The organism is Staphylococcus cohnii subsp. cohnii (assembly GCF_002902365.1).
Taxonomy (GTDB): Bacteria; Bacillota; Bacilli; order Staphylococcales; family Staphylococcaceae; genus Staphylococcus; species Staphylococcus cohnii.
In genome coordinates, this window is record NZ_PPQC01000067.1 from 16,878 (window position 1) to 39,533 (window position 22,656).

Here is a 22,656-nt window from a genome sequence, read left to right on the forward strand (position 1 = left end):
TCGAGAAAAATTTTTTAATGTATGTTTTAACATAGAAGGCTTATTTTAGAACATTATTTAAAAGTAGATATTGAGTGGGGCAGAATATCATTGAAATAATAGAAGGCTTTTACAATTGAACTAAATGATTTGAAAGGAATAAGTAAGATTAAAAATAATTTTAAATGATACGACAAGTATTGGTCAGTGAGTAAAAATGCTGCAGCATTACAAAAAATAAACGCCAACTTCTATAGCAACTATCTAGAAATTGACGTTTATTTATTAGTAGTTAAAGATAAGATGTCTCAACTTTGTGCATTTATTGAAATATGTTTCTTGAAAGAACCGTGTTATTCAATGCCTCTACGCATTTTTTCTGCCATAAGTGTATTATTTAATACCATTGTAATCGTCATAGGACCTACACCACCAGGCACAGGTGTAATAGCTCCAGCTATTTCCTTAACTTCATCATAGGCAATATCACCTTTTAATTTGCCGTTTTCGTCAGGTGTGTTACCTACGTCTATGACAACTGCACCTTCTTTAACATCATCCTTAGTAACAAGACCAGGACGTCCGACAGCACTAACGATAATGTCAGCATTTTTTAAATGTTGATGCATATCTTTAGTTCTTGAATGCAAGATCGTAACTGAAGCGTTTTTTTGTAATAATAGTTTTGAAACTGGTTGACCTACAATATGACTTCTACCTATAACAACAGCATCTTTACCTTCTAAATCAATGTCAGCATGATTTAGTAACTCCATGATACCAAGTGGTGTACAAGGTACAAATGTTTGTTGGTCACTATATAATTTACCTATATTTTCAGGATGAAATCCATCAACATCTTTAGCAGGATTAATCGATTCTAAAACTTTTTGTTCACTTACTTGATCTGGTAGTGGAACTTGAACTAATATACCACTCACACTGTCATCTTCATTTAAGCGTTGAAGTTCGCTTAATACTTTATCTTCACTAGCACTTTCATCTAAATGTACGATTTCAGAAATCATACCGATTTTTTCTGCAGCTTTCTTTTTTGAATTCACATAACTTTTACTTGCACCATCGTTACCTACTAATATTACTGATAATTTTGGTGTGTAACCCTTAGTTTGTAAAGCCTCGACTTGATCTTTTAGACCTTGTCTATAATCCTTTGCGATTTGTTTACCGTCTAAAATTTTTGCGACCATGAAAAAATCCTCCTCCAATGTATGAACTTTACTTAACTTTAACATAATTACCATCATGTTTTTCAACCAAAAGACGAAAATTTAATGATTTTTTTGCATTAAAGTTCGATTTTTGATTGAGAAAGCGATTTTTAGTTGTTATGCTATATCTGTAATATACATCTAATAGTCATAACATTTCAAATTTCTGAAAGGGTGTTCATTTTGAAAGTGGTAGTCATAATGGGTAGTTCTTCCGATTGGGAGACTATGAAAGAAAGTTGTCAAATGTTAGAACAGCTAGATATACCGTATGAAAAGAAAGTTGTTTCTGCACATCGTACCCCTCAATTAATGTATGAATTTGCTAAAGGAGCCAGAAAAGATGGCTATGATGTCATTATTGCTGGTGCTGGTGGTGCAGCACACTTACCAGGTATGGTTGCCTCGATGACGACGTTACCAGTAATTGGTGTACCTATAGAATCTAAAAGCTTAAAAGGATTAGACTCTCTCTTATCTATTGTCCAAATGCCAGGTGGTATTCCTGTGGCTACAACAGCTATAGGGAAATCTGGGGCGAAAAATGCGGGGATACTTGCTGCCAGAATGCTCAGCATTGGTAATAAAGTAGTCCAAAAGAATTTGGAAAATTATGAAAAATCATTGATTGAGAAAGTGAGTGAGATGCAACATGAACTTCAATAAACTATCATTTGGATCAACGATTGGAATTATAGGTGGTGGGCAATTAGGTAAAATGATGGCACAATCTGCTCAGAAAATGGGTTTTAAAATTATTGTGTTAGATCCCGATGAAAATTGTCCATGCCAACATGTAGCACATCAGTTTATAAATGCAAACTATGATGACGAACAATCACTTGTTCAACTAGGTGAATTATCCGACGTTATCACATATGAATTTGAAAATATTTCTGAGAATCAATTACAAACATTAGTTTCTCAATATAATATTCCTCAAGGTTACCAAGCTATACAACTATTACAAGATAGATTGATTGAAAAGCAAACATTACAAAAAGCCGGAACTCAAGTAGCACCATTTGTGAAGCTGTCAGATACAGACAGTTTATCTCAAGCTGTAGAAAATATTGGTTTTCCATTTATGGTAAAAACAAGATTTGGTGGATATGACGGAAAAGGGCAAGCGCTTATAACAAATGAAGCAGATTTGGATAATGCTAAAACATTAATTAATAAGCAAGAATGTGTTGCTGAAAAATTTTTAGAACTACAAAAAGAAGTTTCTTTAACAGTAACCATTGGTAATGATAATCAAATCACATACTTTCCATTACAAGAAAATGAACATCAAAACCAAATATTATTTAAGACAGTTGTACCTGCTCGTGTAGAACCACAAATTGAACAAATGGCACGCAAAGAAGTTGAGAAGATTATCAAACATATTCATTTTGTAGGCACGTTCACGGTGGAGTTTTTCATCGATACAAGCAATCAGTTGTATGTGAACGAAATTGCACCTAGACCACATAATTCTGGACACTATTCAATAGAAGCATGCGATTATTCGCAATTTGATACACATATATTAGCAGTGACAGGTCACCGTTTACCAGAAAAAATTGAATTATTAAAACCTAGTGTAATGATGAATTTATTAGGAAGAGATTTAGATTTATTGGAACATAAATTCGATGCTCATCCTGAATGGCATGTACATATTTATGGGAAAATAAGCCGCAAACCTGACCGGAAAATGGGTCACCTTACTATGCTTACAAATCATGTAGAACAAACAGAACAAACGTTACTAAATCATTTTGAAGGGAGACATGGCTAATGTCTTTGTTATATGAAGGAAAAGCGAAAAGGATTTTTTCTACGGCGCAATCGGATGTACTTCGAATTGAATATAAGGATGAAGTCACAGCCGGCAATGGAGCGAAGAAAGATTTTGTAGAAGGTAAAGGTCGTTTAAATAATCAAATTACTTCTAGAATTTTTAGTTTTATTCAAGAACGTGATATTGATAGTCACTTTATCGAGCAATTATCAGAAACGGAACAACTCGTGAAATCTGTGGAAATCATACCATTAGAAGTCGTAGTGAGAAACATCGCTGCGGGTTCTATAACAAAGAGATTAGGCTTTGATAAAGGACATACGTTTGAAAGTCCTTTAGTTGAATTTTTCTATAAAAACGATGATTTAAATGATCCTTTAATTACAGAAGATCACATACAGTTATTACATTTAGCTAGTAAAGAAGAAATTGAAAAATTAAAAGAAGCAGCAAAAACAATAAATACAGTGTTGATTGAATTAATGGATGGTATGGATTTACGACTTGTAGATTTCAAAATAGAATTTGGACGCAGCGAGGATGGCCAAATTTTTTTAGCAGATGAAATTTCACCAGATACATGTCGTATTTGGGATAAATATAGTGATACAAATTTTGATAAAGATGTTTATCGTGAAGATACGGGTTCAATCATAGAAACTTATCAAACTTTTCTTAATAAATTGGAGGAACTATAAAATGAAAACAATTGAATTGCATATCACATTACAACCACAAGTATTAGATACACAAGGACAAGCTTTAAATCGTGCAGTGCATGACTTAGGATACACACAAGTTAATGATATACGTGTTGGTAAATTATTGTACATGACGGTTGATGAAGCTACTGATGCTGCAGTCCACAATGTCGTTACTACTTTAAGCGAAAAACTATTTGCAAATACAGTTATTGAGGAATATAGCTATAAAGTATTGGAAGAAGGGGAGAAAGCATAATGAAATTTGCAGTGCTAAAATTCCCAGGGTCTAATTGTGATAGAGATATGTATAATGCAGCATTGAGATCCGGCGTAGAAGCAGAATATGTGGACTATAGAAATACATCTTTAGAAGGTTTTGATGGCGTGTTAATACCTGGTGGTTTTTCTTTTGGTGACTACTTACGTTCAGGTGCGATGGCAAGTGTTGCACCTATCACTGAAGAAGTTAAACGTTTCGCATATGAAGGAAAACCAGTATTAGGTGTCTGTAATGGATTTCAAATTCTTACAGAGATAGGTTTGCTTCCAGGTGCTTTATTGCATAATGACTCACATTTATTTGTAAGCCGAAATGAGCTGTTAAAAGTTGTAAATAACCAAACGCCTTATACCAAATTATATGAAGAAAATGAAACAGTAATATATCCTGTAGCGCATGGTGAAGGTCATTACTATTGTACATCAGAAATGTATGACAGATTAGAAGAAAATAATCAAATCATTTTAAAGTACAAGGATAATCCCAATGGTTCATACAATGATATTGCAGGTATTGTCAATGAAAATGGAAATGTTTGTGGCATGATGCCACATCCCGAACGCGCAATGGAATCTTTATTAGGAACTGATAGTGGCGTTAAATTATTTGAAGCAATGGTAAATAGTTGGAGGGAACAAAATGTCTAAGTTTATTGAACCAAGTGTGGAAGAAATTAAGTTAGAAAAACTATATAAAGATATGGGATTATCGGAGTCAGAATACGATAAAGTATGTGAAATTCTAGGTCGTGAACCCAATTTTACTGAAATTGGCATTTTCTCTGTAATGTGGAGTGAACATTGTTCTTATAAGCATTCAAAACCATTTTTAACTCAGTTTCCAACTTCAGGTGAACATGTATTGATGGGGCCTGGTGAAGGTGCGGGCGTGGTAGATATTGGTGACAATCAAGCAGTGGTATTTAAAGTTGAATCACATAATCATCCTTCAGCTGTTGAACCCTATCAAGGTGCTGCTACTGGTGTAGGAGGCATTATACGAGATATTGTTTCCATCGGTGCTAGACCAATAAATTTATTGAATAGTTTACGCTTTGGTGAATTGACAGAAAAACAAAATCGTCGTTTATTACGTGGTGTAGTAGCCGGTATTGGTGGCTATGGTAATTGTATTGGAATTCCAACTACAGCGGGTGAGATAGAGTTTGATGGTAGATATGATGGCAATCCACTGGTGAACGCAATGTGTGTGGGTATTATTGATCACGATAAAATTCAAAAAGGTACTGCTAAAGGTTCGGGAAATTCGGTTATATATGTAGGATTGAAAACAGGACGTGACGGTATTCATGGTGCAACTTTTGCATCAGAAGAGTTAAGTGAAGATAGTGAAAGTAAAAGACCTTCTGTACAAATCGGAGACCCATTCGTTGGGAAAAAATTAATGGAGGCAACTTTAGAAGCAATTACATTCGATGAGTTAGTTGGTATTCAAGATATGGGGGCAGCGGGATTAACATCATCCTCGTCAGAAATGGCTGCTAAAGGTGGAAGTGGTTTACATCTACAATTAGAAAAAGTACCAACTAGAGAAAAAGGTATTTCTCCTTATGAAATGATGCTCTCTGAAACCCAAGAACGTATGCTATTAGTAGTAGAAAAAGGCTCTGAAGCTAAATTTTTGAATTTATTTGATAAACACGAATTGGATAGTGCAGTTATCGGTGAAGTTACAGATACAGATCGTTTTGTCCTTACATATGAAGATGAAATTTTCGCTGATATACCAGTACAACCATTATCTGATGAAGCCCCTGTATATGTGCTTGATGGTGAAACACCTCTATATAATGAACCACAAAATGACTATAGTGACATTGATGTTGAAGAAATATTTAATCGATTACTTGTTCATCCAACGATTGCTTCCAAACGCTATTTATATGAACAGTATGATCAACAAGTTGGTGCGAATACTATTGTCAAACCAGGATTACAATCTTCCGTTGTTCGTGTCGAAGGTTCAAATAAAGCAATTGCTTCTACGATTGATGGTGAAGCAAGATATATTTTTAATAATCCATATGAAGGTGGAAAGATGGTAGTAGCAGAAGCATACCGTAATTTGATCTCTGTTGGTGCTACGCCTTTAGCAATGACTGATTGTTTGAACTATGGATCACCAGAGAAAAAAGAAATTTATCAACAATTAGCAGATTCTACTAAAGGTATGGCAGAAGCTTGTGAAATATTAAAAACACCTGTAGTTTCTGGTAATGTTTCCCTATACAACGAAACAAAAGAAATTTCAATATTCCCTACACCCGTTGTAGGTATGGTTGGTTTGATTGAAGCGATTGATTATTTTGATGATTTCACGCCTAAAGCAGGTGATACGATTTATATTGTAGGCGATACACATAGCGATTTTGGTGGGAGCCAAATTGAAAAATTACTTTACGGTAAAGTGAATCATGAGGTTGAAAACATTGATTTATCAAATGAAGTCAAAAGAGGAGAGTCAATTAAAAAAGCAATCCGCAGTGGCATTGCTTCTCACGTACAAACAGTTGGTAAGGGTGGACTGTTAATGACATTAGCTCGTATTAGTGCACATTATCAAATGGGCTTAGATGTAACTTTAAATCTTAAGGATGAACAATTATTCAGCGAAACACAAGGACGTTATGTTGTGGCTGTAAAAGGCGATCAACCATTGGAAATAGCAGATGCTATTCAAGTTGGTACATTAACAGAAAATGGAAAATTTGTAGTTTCAAATAACGACACTATAATTTCACGTGATGTGAAACAATTGAATGATCAGTGGGAAGGAGCAATTCCTAAATGTATGACTACAACGGATTAAATGAAGAGTGTGGTGTTTTTGGCATTTGGAATCATCATGAGGCAGCACAATTGACGTATATGGGGTTACACAGTTTACAACATAGAGGTCAAGAAGGGGCAGGTATGGTGTGTTCTGATGGCCAAAAACTTAGTGGAGAAAGAGGACTTGGTCTTTTGACTGAAGCTATTACAGATACACAGTTGGAAGCATTTAAATCATATCAACATGCGATTGGTCATGTACGATATGCTACGTCAGGCAATAAAGGTATAGAAAATATCCAACCATTTTTGTACCATTTTTATGATATGAGTGTTGCAGTTTGTCATAACGGAAATCTTATTAATGCTCAAAGTTTGAGAAAGTCTTTAGAACATCAAGGTTCTATTTTTCATTCTTCGTCAGATACAGAAGTAATTATGCATTTAATTCGTAAAAGTAAAGCGCCAACCTTTGAAGAAGCATTACAGGAGAGTTTACGTAAAATAAAAGGTGGTTTTACATTTGCACTGTTAACAAAGGATGCGTTATATGGTGCTGTTGATCCAAATGAAATTAGACCGTTAGTTGTAGGAAAAATGAAAACAGGTGCCTATATCATCGCAAGTGAAACTTGTGCCATAGATGTTTTAGGTGCAGAGTTCGTTAGAGATATTCATGCAGGTGAATATGTAGTTATCAATGATGAAGGTATTCGAATAGAATCTTATACAAGACATACAAATACAGCAATATCAGCTATGGAGTATATTTATTTTGCTAGACCAGATTCTACTATTGCAGGAAAAAATGTCCATGCTATTCGTAAACAATCTGGTAAACAATTAGCATTAGAAAGTCCTGTTGATAATGCGGATATGGTTATTGGCGTACCTAATTCATCACTTTCAGCAGCATCTGGCTATGCTGAACAAAGTGGTTTGCCATATGAAATGGGCTTGGTCAAAAATCAATATGTAGCACGTACATTTATTCAACCAACACAAGAGTTACGAGAGCAAGGCGTAAGGGTCAAGTTATCGGCAGTAAAAGATATCGTACAAGGCAAAAATATCGTCTTAGTGGATGATTCTATTGTTAGAGGTACGACAAGTAAGCGTATTGTTCAAATGCTAAAAGATGCTGGAGCAAATGAAGTGCATGTACGTATTGCTTCTCCTGAATTTATGTTTCCTAGCTTTTATGGCATAGATGTTTCAACAACTGCTGAACTCATATCAGCGAATAAATCACCTTCAGAAATCAGCGAACATATTGGCTCTGATTCTTTGGCCTATCTAACTGTACCTGGTTTGATAGACTCAATTGGCCTTGAAGTAGACGCACCTTATAAAGGGTTATGCGTAGAAAGTTTTACAGGTGATTATCCCGCAGGTCTTTATGATTATGAAAAAGATTATTTTGAACATTTAAGTGAACGTCAAAAAGAATATTTAGCAAATCATAAACAATACTTTGATAGAGAGGGTAATTTAAATGTCTAAAGCATACCAACAAGCAGGCGTTGATATTAATGCAGGTTACGAAGCGGTTGAACGTATTTCAAGCCATGTTCAACGAACAATGCGTAAAGAGGTCTTAGGTGGATTAGGAGGGTTTGGTGCAACATTTGATTTGTCTCAGTTAAAAATGAAAGCACCATTACTCGTATCTGGTACAGATGGCGTTGGCACTAAATTAAAGTTAGCGATTGATAACAACAAACACGATACGATAGGTATTGATGCAGTAGCAATGTGTGTCAATGATATTTTAACTACTGGTGCAGAACCTTTATATTTCTTAGATTATATTGCTACTAACAAAGTAGTTCCAGAAGTTATTGAACAGATAGTCAAAGGGGTTAGTGACGGTTGTGAAGCTACGAATACAGCACTTATAGGTGGTGAAACAGCTGAAATGGGTGAGATGTATCATGAAGGCGAATATGATTTGGCTGGATTCGCTGTAGGAGCAGTTGAAAAAGATGCATATATAGATGGCTCTGCCGTAAAATCAGGTGATGTAATTATAGGACTTGAATCAAGTGGTATACATTCCAACGGTTATAGCTTAGTGAGAAATTTAATAAAAAAATCAGGTATTGATCTACAAGAGAAATTTGATCAAAATCACACATTTTTGGATATCTTTTTAGAACCTACTCGATTATATGTCAAACCTGTGTTAGCTGTAAAAGAACACGTACATATACATGCGATGACACATATCACTGGCGGTGGATTTATAGAAAATATTCCAAGAGCATTGCCTCAAGGAGTGGGTGCAGCAATTGATGTAACACAATTTCCAACACCAAAAATATTTGAATGGTTACAAAAGCAAGGTAGCATTTCAACCAAAGAAATGTACAATGTATTCAATATGGGCATTGGTTTTACCATAGTTGTTGATGCTAATGACGAAGCTAAAGTATTAAACACACTAAAAGAAACACAAGTAAATGCGTATAAAATTGGTGAAATTATTAAAAGTGAAGAACCAATTCATTTGACGGGGGTATAAAAGTGACGAAAATTGCTATCTTTGCTTCAGGATCGGGAAGTAACTTTGAAAGTATTATGTCACAAATAGAAGCAGGTAATTTACCTCAAATTGAAGTGACTGCATTATATACAGATCAGGTAAATGCTTATTGTATTGAGCGTGCAAGGAAGTATCAATTAGATGTACATATTAATGAGCTTAAAAATTTTGATTCTAAAGCAGACTATGAACGTAAAATCATTGAATGGTTAACTACAGAAAAAGTTGAATGGATTATTTTAGCTGGTTATATGAAATTAATTGGTGAAAATATATTAAATGCATATCAAAAACGTATCATTAATATTCACCCTTCGTTATTGCCAAAATATCGAGGTAAAGATGCGATTGGTCAAGCATTAAATAGTGGTGACAATATTACAGGTACAACAGTACATTTCGTTGATAGTGGGATGGATACAGGAGAAATTATTGAACAACGTACATGTGAAATAAAACCGGACGATACGAAAGAACGATTAGAAGAAAGAATAAAAGCGATTGAACATGAATTATATCCAGAAGTTATTTCAAAAATTATTCAATAAGAGGTGCCAATAAACATGAAAAAGGCAATTATAAGTGTATCTAATAAAACAGGTATTGTACCTTTTGCGCAATCACTCCAACGATTAGGATACGAGTTATATTCGACTGGTGGTACGATGCGAGCGTTAGTTGAAGCAAATATTGCAGTCAAATCTATTTCAGAACTCACACATTTTGATGAAATTATGGATGGTAGAGTCAAAACATTACACCCAGCTGTTCATGGCGGTATTTTAGCTGACCGTAATAAACCAGAGCATTTAGCGCAATTAAAAGAACAACATATTGATTTAATAGACATGGTTGTCGTAAATTTATATCCATTCAAAGAGACTGTTGCAAATCCAAATGTTACAGAAAATGACGCGATTGAAAATATAGATATTGGTGGTCCTACTATGTTACGTGCAGCAGCTAAAAACTTCAAACACGTTACTACAGTCGTACATCCATCAGACTATAATGAAGTTATTGAAAAACTAAAATCAAATCAATTAGATGAATCATATAGAAAATCATTGATGATTAAAGTATTTGAACATACAAATCAATATGATCATGCAATTGTTGATTTCTTTAAGGAAAATAAAGAAAGTTTAAGATATGGCGAAAATCCACAACAGCAAGCTTCATTTGTAAGAACCTCTGATGCTAACCATACGTTAGGTGGCGCAAAACAATTGCATGGTAAGCAATTGAGTTATAACAATATTAAAGATGCAGATGCTGCGTTGTCATTAGTTAAACAATTTGAAACGCCAGCTGCAGTTGCAGTTAAGCATATGAACCCTTGTGGTGTAGGCGTTGGTACAAATATTTCTGAAGCATATCAGCGTGCATTTGAAGCAGACAGCCAATCTATTTTTGGAGGCATAGTAGCATTAAATAGATCGGTGGATGCCACTTTGGCAGAAACGCTGCACAGTATATTTTTGGAAGTGATTATTGCACCAAGATTTTCTGAGGAAGCGTTAGCTATTTTAAGTAAAAAGAAAAATATAAGATTATTAGAAATTGATATGACAATCGATAATAATGAGCAAGAAATAGTATCTGTTTCAGGTGGATATTTAATACAAGATAAAGATAATGTATTAATAAAAAGTGACGACCTAACAGTTGTTACAGAAAGTGTACCTACAGAAGCGCAATGGAATGCAATGTTGCTTGGATGGAAAGTGGTCGCTTCTGTTAAAAGTAATGCAATTATCTTATGTAACGATAAACAAACAGTCGGTATTGGTGCCGGACAAATGAATCGGGTAGGATCAGCAAAAATTGCAATAGAACGTGCGGTTGAAATTAATGATAATGTCGTAATGGTATCGGATGGTTTCTTCCCGATGGATGACACAGTAGAACTTGCTGCGCAACATGGTATTAAAGCCATCATTCAACCCGGTGGTTCAATTAAAGACCAAGATTCAATTGATATGGCTAATAAATATGGCATTGCAATGGTAACTACTGGCATTAGACACTTTAAACATTAAAATATTGGAGGCAAAATTATTTATGAAAGTACTAGTCATTGGCACAGGTGGAAGAGAACATATTTTAGCACATAAGTTAAAACAGTCTTCACTCGTAAATGAAATTTTTGCAATTCCAGGAAATGATGCAATGTCAGATATTGCAAATGTACATTGTGAAATAGCAGAAACAGACCATAGTCAAATTGTTGAATTTGCAGTTGCGCACAATATTTCTTGGGTCATTATTGGACCAGAACAGCCACTTACTGAAGGTTTAGCAGATAAGTTAATTGCAAAAAAGATCAAAGTATTTGGCCCTAATCAAGCAGCTGCTCAGATTGAAGGATCGAAATTATTCGCAAAGCAATTAATGCAGAAATACCATATTCCTACTGCAGAATACAAAGAAATATCAAACAAATCAGATGCGTTACATTATATTAAAACATGCCAATATCCTATCGTGTTAAAAAAAGATGGTTTGGCAGCTGGTAAAGGTGTTATTATAGCTGAAAATTATGATGAAGCTGAAGAAGCAGTTTACTCATTGTATCCACAAGAGCTTGGTACGGTTGTCTTTGAACAATTCTTAGAAGGTGAAGAATTCTCATTGATGACATTTGTAAATGGTGATTACGCTGTGCCGTTTGATTGTATTGCACAAGATCACAAACGTGCATATGACGATGACAAAGGGCCTAATACTGGAGGGATGGGAGCGTATTGCCCTGTACCTCACATAAATAAAGAAGTACTTAAGCTTACTAATGAAGTGATTGCGCAACCTATAGCCGAAGCTATGTATACGGAAGGTTATGAATTTTTTGGTGTTCTTTATATTGGCGTGATTTTAACTGCAGATGGTCCGAAGGTAATAGAATTTAATGCAAGATTTGGTGACCCTGAAGCACAAGTATTACTGACAAGATTGGAAAGCGATTTAATGCAACATATCTTAGACTTAGAAGCTAAAAATAAAATAGCCTTTAAGTGGAAAGATGCTTCGATTGTTGGTGTAATGCTTGCGTCTAAAGGGTACCCTGGTAATTACGAAAAAGGTAAAGTAGTTTCAGGATTTGATTTAAATGGTAATTATTTTGTCAGTGGTTTGAAACGAGATAAAGATAAATTTGTAACCAATGGCGGACGTGTCATCTTAGCATTGGGAGAGGGCAATGATATTGCAAGCGCTAAAGCAAATGCTTATAAAGCTGCAGAAAAAATTCAAAGTGACGCGTTATTTTATCGAAAAGATATTAGTAATAAAGCAATAAGACATCTATAAATATTCATAAAAAATCGTAATTTCTATTTAGCAGTGTATAGAAATTACGATTTTTAAGTTTTTAACATAGCATTTTTATTAAAAGAAATACAAGCACATACTATTTTATGAAAATGATCATATCAAAAAGATAAGACAAAGTGGTTTAGTTTTTGTCTTATCTTTATTTATTGGATAGTAATGAATTTTGGATAAAATAAGGTAATCGTTAATATATATTTTTTATACGAACATCGTTTATACCAGTAATCGGTAAGTGAAGTGTTAGGAAATAAGCAACTATCAAAATGATACTAAAAACGATGATTAATAGAACATCTTTATACGAGAAAGGCGCATGATAATAATAGGTGCGCGGACCATCTTTAAAACCCTTTTTCTCCATTGCAACAGCAAGTTGATGTGCTTTTCTAATGTTTTGGCTTAAAAGTGGAATCATAAGATGTTTGATTCTGTTTAATATATTGTAATTTTGTTGAGAGATAATTTGATATCTCATTTTTAAAGATTTCCTAAGTTGAACTAAAGAGCTAATCATTAATGGAACCATTCGTATAGCAGCCATAAATGCATAAGCAACTTTGGGTTTAACTTTTAAATGTTGCATAAGACTGTAAAAGACCATTACAATTTCAGATGTGAAAGCAATTAAGATACCGAAAAATGAGACGGTTGTTGTACGTAATGCTAAATGTAACCCTCTGACCAAACTTTCGGTGCTAATTTGAATAAATCCAAATTTAAACAAAATATGTGTACCTTCACCATAAAAAATCATGAATAAAGCTGAAATTAAGCTGAAAGTAATAGTAAAGAAAATAAAAGTAAATGTAATTTTTAATTTTATACCATTGAATAGTAATAAAAATAGGAACATCAATAAGCAAATATAAATCATGTAATCAAATTGATGTACAAATATAACAAAGAAAAACAAAATAATGGCCAATGTTAATTTCGTAATGATATTCACATCATCCATGAAGGAGTAATGTTTTTTCCATATTTCAAACATGATTATCACCTGCTATCTCTAGTATTTGTTTTTTTCTTACATACAATTTACGTGTAGGATAGCGTGCGATAATCTCAGGATCATGTGTAACCATTATGATAGTTTGACCATCTTTAACGCGTTGCTGAAATAATTTAATTAGATTAAAAGTATTATGGCTATCTAAACCAAATGTTGGCTCATCCAATAAAATATAATCTGATGAAGAACTTAGAGCTATGGCGACACTCAGTCTACGTTTCTGACCGATTGATAATTCATACGGATGTTGTGACTGCACATCTTCTAAATTTAACATTTTAAGCATTTGTACAGTTTTATCATTAGCTTCTGATATAGAAGGATAAATGGCCTTGTTTTGGATGAAGATTTCTTTGTAAACCGAATTTGCAATAAATTGTAGTTCAGGATTTTGATATACAAGATACATATTTTTAGCAGCTTCTTTAATTTTAGTGATTTTTTTGCCATCAAAAAACATGGTGCCATCATATTTAATGAGCTGCATAATTGATTCTAATAAGGAAGTCTTACCTGAACCGTTTGCACCAGTAATTGTAATCCATTCACCGCTAGTAACATTGAGTTTCGGTATATCAATAAGTGTTTTTTTTCTTCTTTTTACAGACCCTTGTTCAAAAAGCAATAGATGATTATCGGCATTTTGTACATTAGATGGTTGTAAATCTATAGGTGAAGGTGCGTTGTCCCATGCTTTTGGATGCCAAACACCATATTCGGATAAAAGGTGTTCATAGTTTTTTAATATGTCAGCGGGTGATGCGTCGCCAATAATGACACCATCATAGTTTAATAATATAACACGATCAATATGTTGCCATATATGTTCTACTTTATGTTCAACTATGATAACAGTTTGGTCTTGCCATAAGGCTTTAATCTTATTCCATAAATCTTCAGTTGATGCTACATCTAACATCGCTGTTGGTTCATCTAAAAATAAAGTGTCGGCTTGCTGTAATAATGTTTCTGCAATAGCTAATTTTTGTTTCATACCGCCACTTAAATTATTGATATAATGGTCTTTATTTACGTTTAAATCTACAGAGTTAAGTGCTGTTTCAATTAAGGCATCCATTTTGTGTCGTGGTGTTTGTAGGTTTTCCAGGACAAAAGCGAGTTCTTCATATACTTTTGGCATACAGAATTGACTATCAGGCTCTTGAAAAATAACACCACAATCATGATCAATCTCTAATTTATCGTATTTCATCGGTAAATCAATGAGATTTGGTACGATACCACTTAAAACATTTAGTAGCGTGCTTTTACCTGAACCAGAAGGGCCGAGTATAAGCACTTTTTCTTTATCTTTAATATGAAGTGATAAATTGTCGAATATTTTCTTTTGTCCATTTGGGTATTTTAGACGTAGATTTTCAGTGACTATCAACTTTTATGCTCCTTATAAATTGTCATAATCTTTTTGTGTTGCAGGTCTGAATAATTTAGTTACGCCAGTTTGATCTAATATTTTGACAATATAATAGGACAACAATCCAGCCACAACAATACCACTAATTAATCTAAATACGATATAAAGTGTTAAGTTCCAACCCGCAATTTCTCCTAAATAACCATAAGCAAAATCAAGAGGTAGTGTCGCAACAGATGCTAAAAATCCTGCTAACATAGCTACCATTGCCGAACGTGATTTATATCTAAAAATAGCGAAAATAATTTCGCATGCTAATCCTTGAAGTAATGCATAGACCATTGTGGGAATATCAAATCTTCCCATTACAATCGTTTCACCTGCACCTGCTGCAAATTCAGCTAAAATGGCAATACCAGCTTTTGGTATGATTAAGTATGCAACAATTGCAGCCATAAACCACGCACCGTATGTTAATTCTTCTAGATGAAGACCAGAAACCTGCACTGCTTTATATACTAAAGTCCAAATATTATAAACGATTGCAAAAACAACAGCTATAAGTACAGTTACTAAAATTTCTGATAGTTTTAAACCTTTTGACATAAATTCTCCTCCAATAAAAAAACGCACAACCTTCTAGAAGTTGCGCGTTAAATATAGGCATACGGATACCAAAAACATATCACGATACACTTTCCTACGCTAGTTTAATCTAGATCAGGTTCAAAGGGTTTGAGGGTATACCTCATCTCAGTCACAAAACACCCCTAGTGCGAATATTAATTTTTAATTTTAACTATATTGTATGACTTTTAATTCATTATGTCAAGGTCTATTCACGTTGAAATTAATATTATAACCCAAATCGTTCAACATAACGTAAGGTTAAATATAGCGTATTCGTTTTATAAATTTGACGATATGGCTGTGTAATTTTTGGTAGTTAGAAATTGTTTTGTTCATCGTTTATAATGATAAAAAGTAAATAATTAAGGTCAATTACCAATCATGGTAAATGATATGTGGTGTTTAACTTATGCTGAAGTTTTTCTGTTGTTCAAATACATCTTTGCTAGGATATTTGTATCGTTTAGCGCCTAAATAAGATGGTATGAATGACTAGTGACTCAGATTAAGTAGAGCATACCTTCAGGCAAACATGCATGGTAAAAAATGACATGATATCTAATAAAGGACTAATCCGTGTAATGATATGCTCCCTTCAAAGTAGACACTTAAAAATGTAAACTTTGAAGGGAGCTTTTTTATGACCCATAGAAAATTATCAACTGAAACTTATCAAAAAGCTTTCAACTTAATGGTGAAAAACTTTACTTAAGTGCTATTTATGACTTAGGCATCAAACAGATTATTAGTCATAAATTAAGTACCTCAAATAACAATAAATTTGTATTAGATACGCTCAAAAAAGCAGTCAAATTGGTGCCGAATACTGAATGTATAATCTTGCATAGCGACAGAGGATATCAATATACAAGCAGATTATTTAAAGTTACGTTAGAGCAACTTGGTATAAAACAAAGTATGTCACGACCAGGATGTTGCATAGATAATGGACCTATGGAAGGTGTATGGGGAACCATCAAAAGTGAATTGTTTAGAGGTGAAAAAAAGTGATTTTTAAAGACAAGACTACAGCAATAAAAGCGATTAATTCATATATAGAATTTTTTAATCAAGAAAGAATAACATTAAAAATGGCTACCCTTATATCGTAAATATAAGGTAGCCATAAACATTTTGTTTTTTTCACTGTCTACTTGACAGGGTGCAGTTCATAAAACGGATTAGTCCTTTATGTTAAATTGCAATGCTCATTTAGAAATCAAAAACGTATATTTTAATCTAAAGTATCTTGAATATTTTTTTTCGTTTCTTCAGTGCTCTCTTCTGCAGATTCTTTTTTATCTTTTAATTTATCTTCAGCTTCTTTTGCTTTTTCAGCTGCTTTTTTATTTAATTCTTCTTTACTCATAGTTAAACACTCCTTCAATATTCAAATTACTTATGCTTTCAATATACCACTTCATTTAAAAAGTAAACAATAAAGATTTAACGGATTATATTTTTTTGAATTTGAAATATTTGTTTAAATGATTATATTTGGTGGAAACTTGACTGTACAACTATTTTCTATCATACTATAGACTTATTTATTGATTTATTAAAGACAAGAACTAAATGTTAATATATAATAACTTTGAGGTGAATGGTATGTCTTTTTTAAAGAAACACGCTGAGATATTATATAGTTATATAATAGGCATCGTTTCGCTCTTCACAGGTCTCATCATTTTAATAAATTTATCTATGATCCATGATTTAAAGGACAAAGGTAAAATTGAATTACATATTCATAATGTTTGGGATTTTATAAATGCATTTTTTGCAGAAATCATAAGAGTTATGAGTAATTATATAGGGAATTTCCCAGTTATAAGTGCAGTATTAATTATTTTATTTGGTATTGCAGTTATTCTACTTGGTTTCACTCTATTAAGAACAACAAGATATGATTATGATGTTTCAATCTTCTTCTTAGTTATAGGAATACTGTTCTTCATTATAACACTTATTTTAATGACACAAGTTTATAGTTTTTTTGCCATCATTTTTATCATCCCATTTGTGATTCATATTGGGTATATTGTATATAAAGATGAATTAAATCCAAATCATAGAAAATATCATTATTTATTAATTATTTTCAGTTATGGTATAAGCTATTTAATTACGCAAATCGTGTTATATGGAAGAATAGATAGTGACGAAATCATTCCTATTGATATTTTGAGTGTAAATTCATTCTTTTTATTGATGTGGTTATTAGGTCAAATGTCAATTTGGAATTTCTTGTTTTTAAGAAGGGCACTACCTTTAACAAAACAAGAATTAGGTGAAGAAGAACCTGAATTATCGAGAACAAGCAAAGGTACAGTTACAAACCAAACGAAAGAACATTTGAAAAGTTTACAAGATAAGACAACTGAGTTTACTCGAAAAACACATAGAAGTGTTGATATTCAAAAATTAAGAGATAAAAAAGACAAATTTATCGAAAAATGGAAGAATATTATTGATATACAAGAGGATGATATACCAAATTGGATGAAAATACCAAAATGGGTTAAATCAGCTTATGTAGAAATATTTTGTGGTGTTGTATTATTATTCTTTACAATCATAGAATTTAATAATAGAAATTCATTATTTGTTTCAGGTAATTGGGAAATTTCTCAAACACAATATGTGATTGAATGGATTACTTTATTATTATTGATGCTGATTATCATTGCGTATATATTAACGACATTAACAAACTACTTGAGAGATAAATTCTATTATCTGCAGTTATTCATGGTAAGTATATTATTTTTCAAATTGTTAACAGAATTTATGAATATTATGGTTCATGGTCTATTATTGTCTATTTTCATTACGCCTATATTGTTTGTGATGTTAATAGCGGTGATTGTATCATTCATTATTAAATTACGTGAACCTTCAAAAGATTAACAAGTAAATATAATTTTAAAAGAACTGGTCTTAGCTATATGCCAGTTCTTTTTTTCATGATTGTAATGACACGGATAACCTGTTGATTTAAATAAAAAGCGACACTATGTGTGAATTGAGAAAGCATTCAATTACATATAAATGATGTTACTATGATTATTGAGATGATAGAATAAAAAAGCATAAATTATAAAATTATTAGAAAGGCTGACATATAATTATGAAAACTGCCACATTAAATAAAGGTAAAGAAACGAAATATCTAAATGGATATCCATTAATCGACGAAGATGATGTGTTTGCGCATGACCATTTAAAAGAGGGCGATTTATTCTCATTAATCAACGATGAACAAAAATATATTGCAACTGCATATGTCGGAAGACAACATAAAGGTCTTGGCTGGGTATTAAGTTATGACGAAAACGAAGTGGTTAACACTCAATTTTTTGAGAAACTTTTTGAAATCGCTAAACAAGAAAGAGCATATTTTTATAATATTGAAGGCACCAATGCTTTTAGAATTTTTAATGGTGAAGGTGACGGTGTAGGTGGACTGACAATTGATAACTATAACGGTCACTTTTTAATACAATGGTATTCTAAAGGTATTTATAAATATCGTTATCAAATTTTAAATGCTTTAAAAAATACCTTTGAATATAATTCTTTATTTGAAAAAATGCGATTTAAAGATGCTCAGATAGTTGGCGGATTTGTTGATGGTGAGGCGCCAGAATTTCCTATTGTAATCGAAGAAAATTTCACGTTTTATAATGTGGATTTAAATGATGGTCCTATGACGGGTATTTTCTTGGACCAAAAAGAGGTGCGTAAAAAATTACGAGATCACTTTGCTGAAGATAGATATTTATTAAATGTGTTTAGTTATACTGGTGCTTTTTCAGTTGTCTCAGCAGAAAAAGCTAAAGTAACGACTAGTGTTGATTTAGCTAATAGATCGCGTACCTTAACAGAAGAAAATTTTGGTTTAAATGCAATTGATCCAAAAACACAATATATATTTGTAATGGATACCTTTGATTATTTTAATTACGCACGCCGTCATGATTTATTATATGACACAATTGTAATTGATCCACCTAGTTTTGCTAGAAATAAGAAAAAAACATTTTCAGTATTGAAAGATTACGATAAATTAATTTTAGGTGCTTTGGATGTACTTTCTCCAGGTGGAACTTTATTATTGTGTACAAATAATAGTACATACTCACTAAAAGCATTTAAGAAGATGATTAAAGACACGTTAAATAGTGCAGAAGTTGATTTTGAATTATCAGAAGTTATGGGATTACCAAAAGATTTTAAAACACATCCACACTACAAACCTTCAAAATATTTGAAAGCTATTTTTGTAAATATACAGTAATTTCTTTGAAATAGGGTAATCATTTTACAGTACTAGATTTTACCAAGGAGTGAATATCATGAGTTTTAAGAATAAAATAACTAATAACGTAACACAGAAAGTCGGAAATAAAGTTTTAAATATTGAAGATATAAAGAATAAAAGTAGCATACCAACGACGAACATTGAATTGGATGAACGTCGTAAACGTGCCCAAGCAATTGTGAGAAAAAAATCAGTTTTATCTTCGAGTGTGAGTATTGTACCAATACCAGGTCTGGACTTTGGTGTAGATATCAAATTAATGAGAGATATTATTGAAGACGTTAATAAAATTTATGGCTTAGATCACAAACAAGTTAATTCGATGAGAGAAGATGTAAAAGAACGTATTTTTACAGCAGCTGCAATACAAGGCAGTCAATTTGTCGGTAGAAAAGTATCTAATGCTATATTAAAAGTGGTTATCAGAGACGTTGCAAAACGTATGGCTGCAAAACAGACAAAATGGTTCCCACTTGTAGGCCAAGCCATCTCAGCTTCTATCAGTTATTACTTTATGAAAAAAATCGGCGATGATCATATTGAAAAATGTGAAAAGGTTGCTAAATCTTTAATGGAATAGTGGAGCGTTTTCATAAAAAGAGACAATATTCACTGAATATTGTCATATCATGGGTGCAACGAATTGAATTTATATGTATAATTTGATAATGTTATTATATAAAATATGCTAGGTTTTATAATAAACTAACGATTCTAACTATACGAAGGAGACATCATATTATGGAACAAAAATCATATGTAATTATTGACGAAACAGGTATTCATGCACGTCCAGCTACAATGCTTGTTCAAACTGCATCAAAATTTGATTCAGATATTCAATTAGAATATAACGGTAAAAAAGTTAACTTGAAATCAATCATGGGTGTTATGAGTTTAGGCGTAGGTAAAGATGCTGAAATTACAATCTATGCTGACGGTAGTGATGAAACAGATGCAATGGAAGCGATTACTGATATCTTATCAAAAGAAGGATTAACTAAATAATATGTCTAATTATATTAATGGCATTGCTGCTTCAGATGGTGTAGCAATTGCTAAAGCATATTTATTAGTTGAACCTGATCTTTCATACGATAGTGAAAAGATTCAAGATGTCGACGCAGAAATTGCTAAGTTTCAAAATGCTATTGATACATCTAAAGTTGAATTAACAAAAATCAGAAATAATGCTGAAAAAAATCTCGGCGCCGATAAAGCTGCTATTTTTGATGCGCATTTATTAGTCTTGGATGATCCAGAGTTAATTCAACCGATTGAAGATAAAATTAAAAATGAACAAGTTAACGCACCAACTGCGCTTTCTGATGTAACTGGACAATTCATTACTATTTTTGAAGCAATGGATAATGAATACATGAAAGAGCGTGCTGCAGATATTCGTGATGTGTCGAAACGAGTTTTAGCGCATATATTAGGTGTGGAGTTACCTAATCCTAGTATGATTGAAGAAAGCGTTGTTATTATAGGTAATGATTTAACGCCTTCAGATACTGCTCAATTAAACAAGGAATTTGTACAAGGTTTTGTTACAAATATTGGAGGCAGAACTTCTCACTCAGCAATTATGAGTCGCTCACTTGAAATTGCTGCAGTAGTAGGTACGAAATCAATAACACAAGAAGTTAAACAAGGCGACATGATTATTGTTGATGGTTTGACTGGTGAAGTGATAATTGATCCTACAGAAGACGAAGTCATTGCATACCAAAACAAACGCGAACGTTTCTTTGAAGATAAGAAAGAACTTCAAAAATTACGCGATGAAGAAACAACGACTGTTGACGGTGTTCATGCTGAACTTGCTGCTAATATCGGTACACCAAATGATTTAAAAGGTGTAATTGAAAATGGCGCTGAAGGTGTCGGATTATATCGTACTGAATTTTTATATATGGGTAGAGACGAAATGCCAACTGAAGACGAACAGTTTGAAGCTTATAAAAAAGTGCTTGAAACAATGGAAGATAAACGTGTTGTTGTTCGTACTTTAGATATAGGTGGAGATAAGGAACTACCATATTTAAATTTACCAGAAGAAATGAACCCGTTCTTAGGCTATCGTGCGATTCGTTTATGTCTAGATCAACCTGAGATCTTCAGACCACAATTGCGTGCCTTATTACGTGCTTCAGTTTATGGGAAATTAAATATTATGTTCCCAATGGTAGCGACAATCAAAGAATTCCGTGATGCTAAAGCATTATTATTAGAAGAAAAAGAAAATTTAACAAATGAAGGTATTGAAGTATCTGATGATATAGAAGTTGGTATCATGGTAGAAATTCCTTCAACAGCTGCATTAGCAGATGTTTTTGCTAAAGAAGTAGATTTCTTCAGTATTGGAACGAATGATTTAATTCAATATACAATGGCTGCAGATCGTATGTCAGAGCGAGTGTCATACTTGTATCAACCATACAATCCAGCAATTTTACGTTTAGTGCAACAAGTGATTAACGCTTCTCATAAAGAAGGTAAATGGACTGGAATGTGTGGAGAAATGGCCGGAGATGAAACTGCTATTCCATTACTATTAGGTCTAGGTTTAGATGAATTCTCTATGAGTGCGACATCAATTCTTAAAGCACGCCGTCAAATTAAAGGCTTAAGTAAAAATGAAATGGAAGAATTGGCACA

21 protein-coding genes, 1 pseudogene and 1 riboswitch are annotated in these 22,656 nt (G+C 33.0%); of the genes and pseudogenes, 17 read left to right on the plus strand and 5 right to left on the minus strand.

What is annotated here, in order from left to right:
- Positions 1–332 precede the first annotated feature (332 nt).
- A complete protein-coding gene (folD, locus tag CD032_RS11200) occupies positions 333–1,190 on the minus strand; it encodes a bifunctional methylenetetrahydrofolate dehydrogenase/methenyltetrahydrofolate cyclohydrolase FolD (protein ID WP_064264335.1) in 858 nt (285 codons plus the stop codon).
- A gap of 204 nt (positions 1,191–1,394) precedes the next feature.
- Between folD and purE the strand changes: the two genes are divergently transcribed.
- The 11 genes from purE to purD are packed head-to-tail and all read left to right on the plus strand — an operon-like array spanning position 1,395 to position 12,630.
- Complete coding sequence (purE, locus tag CD032_RS11205) at positions 1,395–1,877, plus strand: 5-(carboxyamino)imidazole ribonucleotide mutase (protein ID WP_103211495.1); 483 nt, start codon at positions 1,395–1,397, stop codon at positions 1,875–1,877.
- Positions 1,864–2,997 carry a 5-(carboxyamino)imidazole ribonucleotide synthase gene (purK, locus tag CD032_RS11210; RefSeq protein WP_019468143.1) on the plus strand — a complete coding sequence of 378 codons (1,134 nt, stop codon included), beginning with the start codon at positions 1,864–1,866 and terminating at the stop codon, positions 2,995–2,997. The genes purE and purK overlap by 14 nt, the downstream gene beginning before the upstream one ends.
- Positions 2,997–3,698, plus strand: a complete 702-nt coding sequence (gene purC, locus CD032_RS11215) for a phosphoribosylaminoimidazolesuccinocarboxamide synthase (protein ID WP_103211496.1) — start codon at positions 2,997–2,999, stop codon at positions 3,696–3,698. The genes purK and purC overlap by 1 nt, the downstream gene beginning before the upstream one ends.
- Before the next feature lies 1 nt (position 3,699).
- The gene (gene purS / locus CD032_RS11220; protein ID WP_019468141.1) at positions 3,700–3,960 is read left to right on the plus strand and encodes a phosphoribosylformylglycinamidine synthase subunit PurS; all 261 of its coding nucleotides are present in this window, start codon (positions 3,700–3,702) and stop codon (positions 3,958–3,960) included.
- Positions 3,960–4,631 (plus strand): phosphoribosylformylglycinamidine synthase I, encoded by a 672-nt coding sequence (purQ, locus tag CD032_RS11225; RefSeq protein ID WP_064264333.1) that lies wholly within the window; start codon positions 3,960–3,962, stop codon positions 4,629–4,631. Before purS ends, purQ begins: the two co-directional genes overlap by 1 nt.
- A complete protein-coding gene (gene purL / locus CD032_RS11230) occupies positions 4,624–6,813 on the plus strand; it encodes a phosphoribosylformylglycinamidine synthase subunit PurL (protein WP_103211497.1) in 2,190 nt (729 codons plus the stop codon). Before purQ ends, purL begins: the two co-directional genes overlap by 8 nt.
- A complete protein-coding gene (gene purF / locus CD032_RS11235) occupies positions 6,792–8,279 on the plus strand; it encodes an amidophosphoribosyltransferase (RefSeq protein WP_019468138.1) in 1,488 nt (495 codons plus the stop codon). The genes purL and purF overlap by 22 nt, the downstream gene beginning before the upstream one ends.
- A complete protein-coding gene (purM, locus tag CD032_RS11240; RefSeq protein WP_019468137.1) occupies positions 8,272–9,300 on the plus strand; it encodes a phosphoribosylformylglycinamidine cyclo-ligase in 1,029 nt (342 codons plus the stop codon). Before purF ends, purM begins: the two co-directional genes overlap by 8 nt.
- Positions 9,301–9,302: 2 nt before the next feature.
- Positions 9,303–9,869 (plus strand): phosphoribosylglycinamide formyltransferase, encoded by a 567-nt coding sequence (gene purN / locus CD032_RS11245; protein WP_019468136.1) that lies wholly within the window; start codon positions 9,303–9,305, stop codon positions 9,867–9,869.
- A gap of 15 nt (positions 9,870–9,884) precedes the next feature.
- The gene (gene purH / locus CD032_RS11250) at positions 9,885–11,363 is read left to right on the plus strand and encodes a bifunctional phosphoribosylaminoimidazolecarboxamide formyltransferase/IMP cyclohydrolase (protein ID WP_019468135.1); all 1,479 of its coding nucleotides are present in this window, start codon (positions 9,885–9,887) and stop codon (positions 11,361–11,363) included.
- 22 nt (positions 11,364–11,385) lie between these two features.
- Positions 11,386–12,630 (plus strand): phosphoribosylamine--glycine ligase, encoded by a 1,245-nt coding sequence (gene purD, locus CD032_RS11255; RefSeq protein ID WP_019468134.1) that lies wholly within the window; start codon positions 11,386–11,388, stop codon positions 12,628–12,630.
- A 208-nt stretch (positions 12,631–12,838) separates the two neighbouring features.
- Here the strand turns inward: purD and CD032_RS11260 are convergent, their stop codons facing one another.
- From CD032_RS11260 to CD032_RS11270, 3 genes are read right to left on the minus strand one after another with little or no spacing between them, the layout of a single operon-like run.
- Complete coding sequence (locus tag CD032_RS11260; RefSeq protein WP_019468133.1) at positions 12,839–13,645, minus strand: energy-coupling factor transporter transmembrane component T family protein; 807 nt, start codon at positions 13,643–13,645, stop codon at positions 12,839–12,841.
- Positions 13,638–15,059, minus strand: a complete 1,422-nt coding sequence (locus CD032_RS11265) for an ABC transporter ATP-binding protein (RefSeq protein ID WP_064264329.1) — start codon at positions 15,057–15,059, stop codon at positions 13,638–13,640. The genes CD032_RS11260 and CD032_RS11265 overlap by 8 nt, the downstream gene beginning before the upstream one ends.
- 12 nt (positions 15,060–15,071) lie before the next feature.
- Entirely contained in the window at positions 15,072–15,647 is a 576-nt protein-coding gene (locus tag CD032_RS11270) for an ECF transporter S component (protein ID WP_019468131.1), read from the minus strand.
- Between the two features lie 74 nt (positions 15,648–15,721).
- Positions 15,722–15,823: riboswitch (TPP riboswitch) on the minus strand.
- 541 nt (positions 15,824–16,364) lie between these two features.
- On the opposite strand from CD032_RS11270, the pseudogene CD032_RS11275 reads away from it, so the two are divergent.
- A pseudogene (locus CD032_RS11275) lies at positions 16,365–16,783 on the plus strand (transposase); the annotation flags it as partial.
- Between the two features lie 122 nt (positions 16,784–16,905).
- On the opposite strand, the gene graF reads toward CD032_RS11275, so the two are convergent.
- Positions 16,906–17,040: a glycopeptide resistance-associated protein GraF gene (gene graF / locus CD032_RS13190; RefSeq protein WP_019467642.1), complete on the minus strand. Its 135-nt coding sequence runs from the start codon at positions 17,038–17,040 to the stop codon at positions 16,906–16,908.
- A gap of 239 nt (positions 17,041–17,279) precedes the next feature.
- On the opposite strand from graF, the gene auxA reads away from it, so the two are divergent.
- The 5 genes from auxA to ptsP all read left to right on the plus strand — a co-directional run.
- Positions 17,280–18,581: a lipoteichoic acid stability factor AuxA gene (gene auxA / locus CD032_RS11280; RefSeq protein ID WP_103211498.1), complete on the plus strand. Its 1,302-nt coding sequence runs from the start codon at positions 17,280–17,282 to the stop codon at positions 18,579–18,581.
- A gap of 220 nt (positions 18,582–18,801) precedes the next feature.
- Complete coding sequence (locus tag CD032_RS11285) at positions 18,802–19,971, plus strand: class I SAM-dependent rRNA methyltransferase (protein WP_019467644.1); 1,170 nt, start codon at positions 18,802–18,804, stop codon at positions 19,969–19,971.
- A gap of 58 nt (positions 19,972–20,029) precedes the next feature.
- Positions 20,030–20,575, plus strand: coding sequence for a hypothetical protein (locus tag CD032_RS11290; protein WP_040030515.1), 546 nt, complete (start codon positions 20,030–20,032; stop codon positions 20,573–20,575).
- A 161-nt stretch (positions 20,576–20,736) separates the two neighbouring features.
- Positions 20,737–21,003 carry a phosphocarrier protein HPr gene (locus tag CD032_RS11295; RefSeq protein WP_019467646.1) on the plus strand — a complete coding sequence of 89 codons (267 nt, stop codon included), beginning with the start codon at positions 20,737–20,739 and terminating at the stop codon, positions 21,001–21,003.
- Between the two features lies 1 nt (position 21,004).
- A partial coding sequence (ptsP, locus tag CD032_RS11300) for a phosphoenolpyruvate--protein phosphotransferase (protein WP_103211513.1) occupies positions 21,005–22,656 on the plus strand: 1,652 nt, incomplete at its 3' end.

Bases quoted from the DNA above. Each gene is read 5' to 3' on its own strand.
- CD032_RS11260 (WP_019468133.1), bottom strand. From the start codon at position 13,645: ATGTTTGAAATATGGAAAAAACATTACTCCTTCATGGATGATGTGAAT.
- purS (WP_019468141.1), top strand. From the start codon at position 3,700: ATGAAAACAATTGAATTGCATATCACATTACAACCACAAGTATTAGAT.
- auxA (WP_103211498.1), top strand. From the start codon at position 17,280: ATGTCTTTTTTAAAGAAACACGCTGAGATATTATATAGTTATATAATA.
- purF (WP_019468138.1), top strand. From the start codon at position 6,792: ATGTATGACTACAACGGATTAAATGAAGAGTGTGGTGTTTTTGGCATT.
- purL (WP_103211497.1), top strand. From the start codon at position 4,624: ATGTCTAAGTTTATTGAACCAAGTGTGGAAGAAATTAAGTTAGAAAAA.
- graF (WP_019467642.1), bottom strand. From the start codon at position 17,040: ATGAGTAAAGAAGAATTAAATAAAAAAGCAGCTGAAAAAGCAAAAGAA.
- purD (WP_019468134.1), top strand. From the start codon at position 11,386: ATGAAAGTACTAGTCATTGGCACAGGTGGAAGAGAACATATTTTAGCA.
- CD032_RS11270 (WP_019468131.1), bottom strand. From the start codon at position 15,647: ATGTCAAAAGGTTTAAAACTATCAGAAATTTTAGTAACTGTACTTATA.
- purM (WP_019468137.1), top strand. From the start codon at position 8,272: ATGTCTAAAGCATACCAACAAGCAGGCGTTGATATTAATGCAGGTTAC.
- folD (WP_064264335.1), bottom strand. From the start codon at position 1,190: ATGGTCGCAAAAATTTTAGACGGTAAACAAATCGCAAAGGATTATAGA.
- CD032_RS11290 (WP_040030515.1), top strand. From the start codon at position 20,030: ATGAGTTTTAAGAATAAAATAACTAATAACGTAACACAGAAAGTCGGA.
- CD032_RS11295 (WP_019467646.1), top strand. From the start codon at position 20,737: ATGGAACAAAAATCATATGTAATTATTGACGAAACAGGTATTCATGCA.
- purH (WP_019468135.1), top strand. From the start codon at position 9,885: ATGAAAAAGGCAATTATAAGTGTATCTAATAAAACAGGTATTGTACCT.
- purK (WP_019468143.1), top strand. From the start codon at position 1,864: ATGAACTTCAATAAACTATCATTTGGATCAACGATTGGAATTATAGGT.
- purQ (WP_064264333.1), top strand. From the start codon at position 3,960: ATGAAATTTGCAGTGCTAAAATTCCCAGGGTCTAATTGTGATAGAGAT.
- CD032_RS11285 (WP_019467644.1), top strand. From the start codon at position 18,802: ATGAAAACTGCCACATTAAATAAAGGTAAAGAAACGAAATATCTAAAT.
- purC (WP_103211496.1), top strand. From the start codon at position 2,997: ATGTCTTTGTTATATGAAGGAAAAGCGAAAAGGATTTTTTCTACGGCG.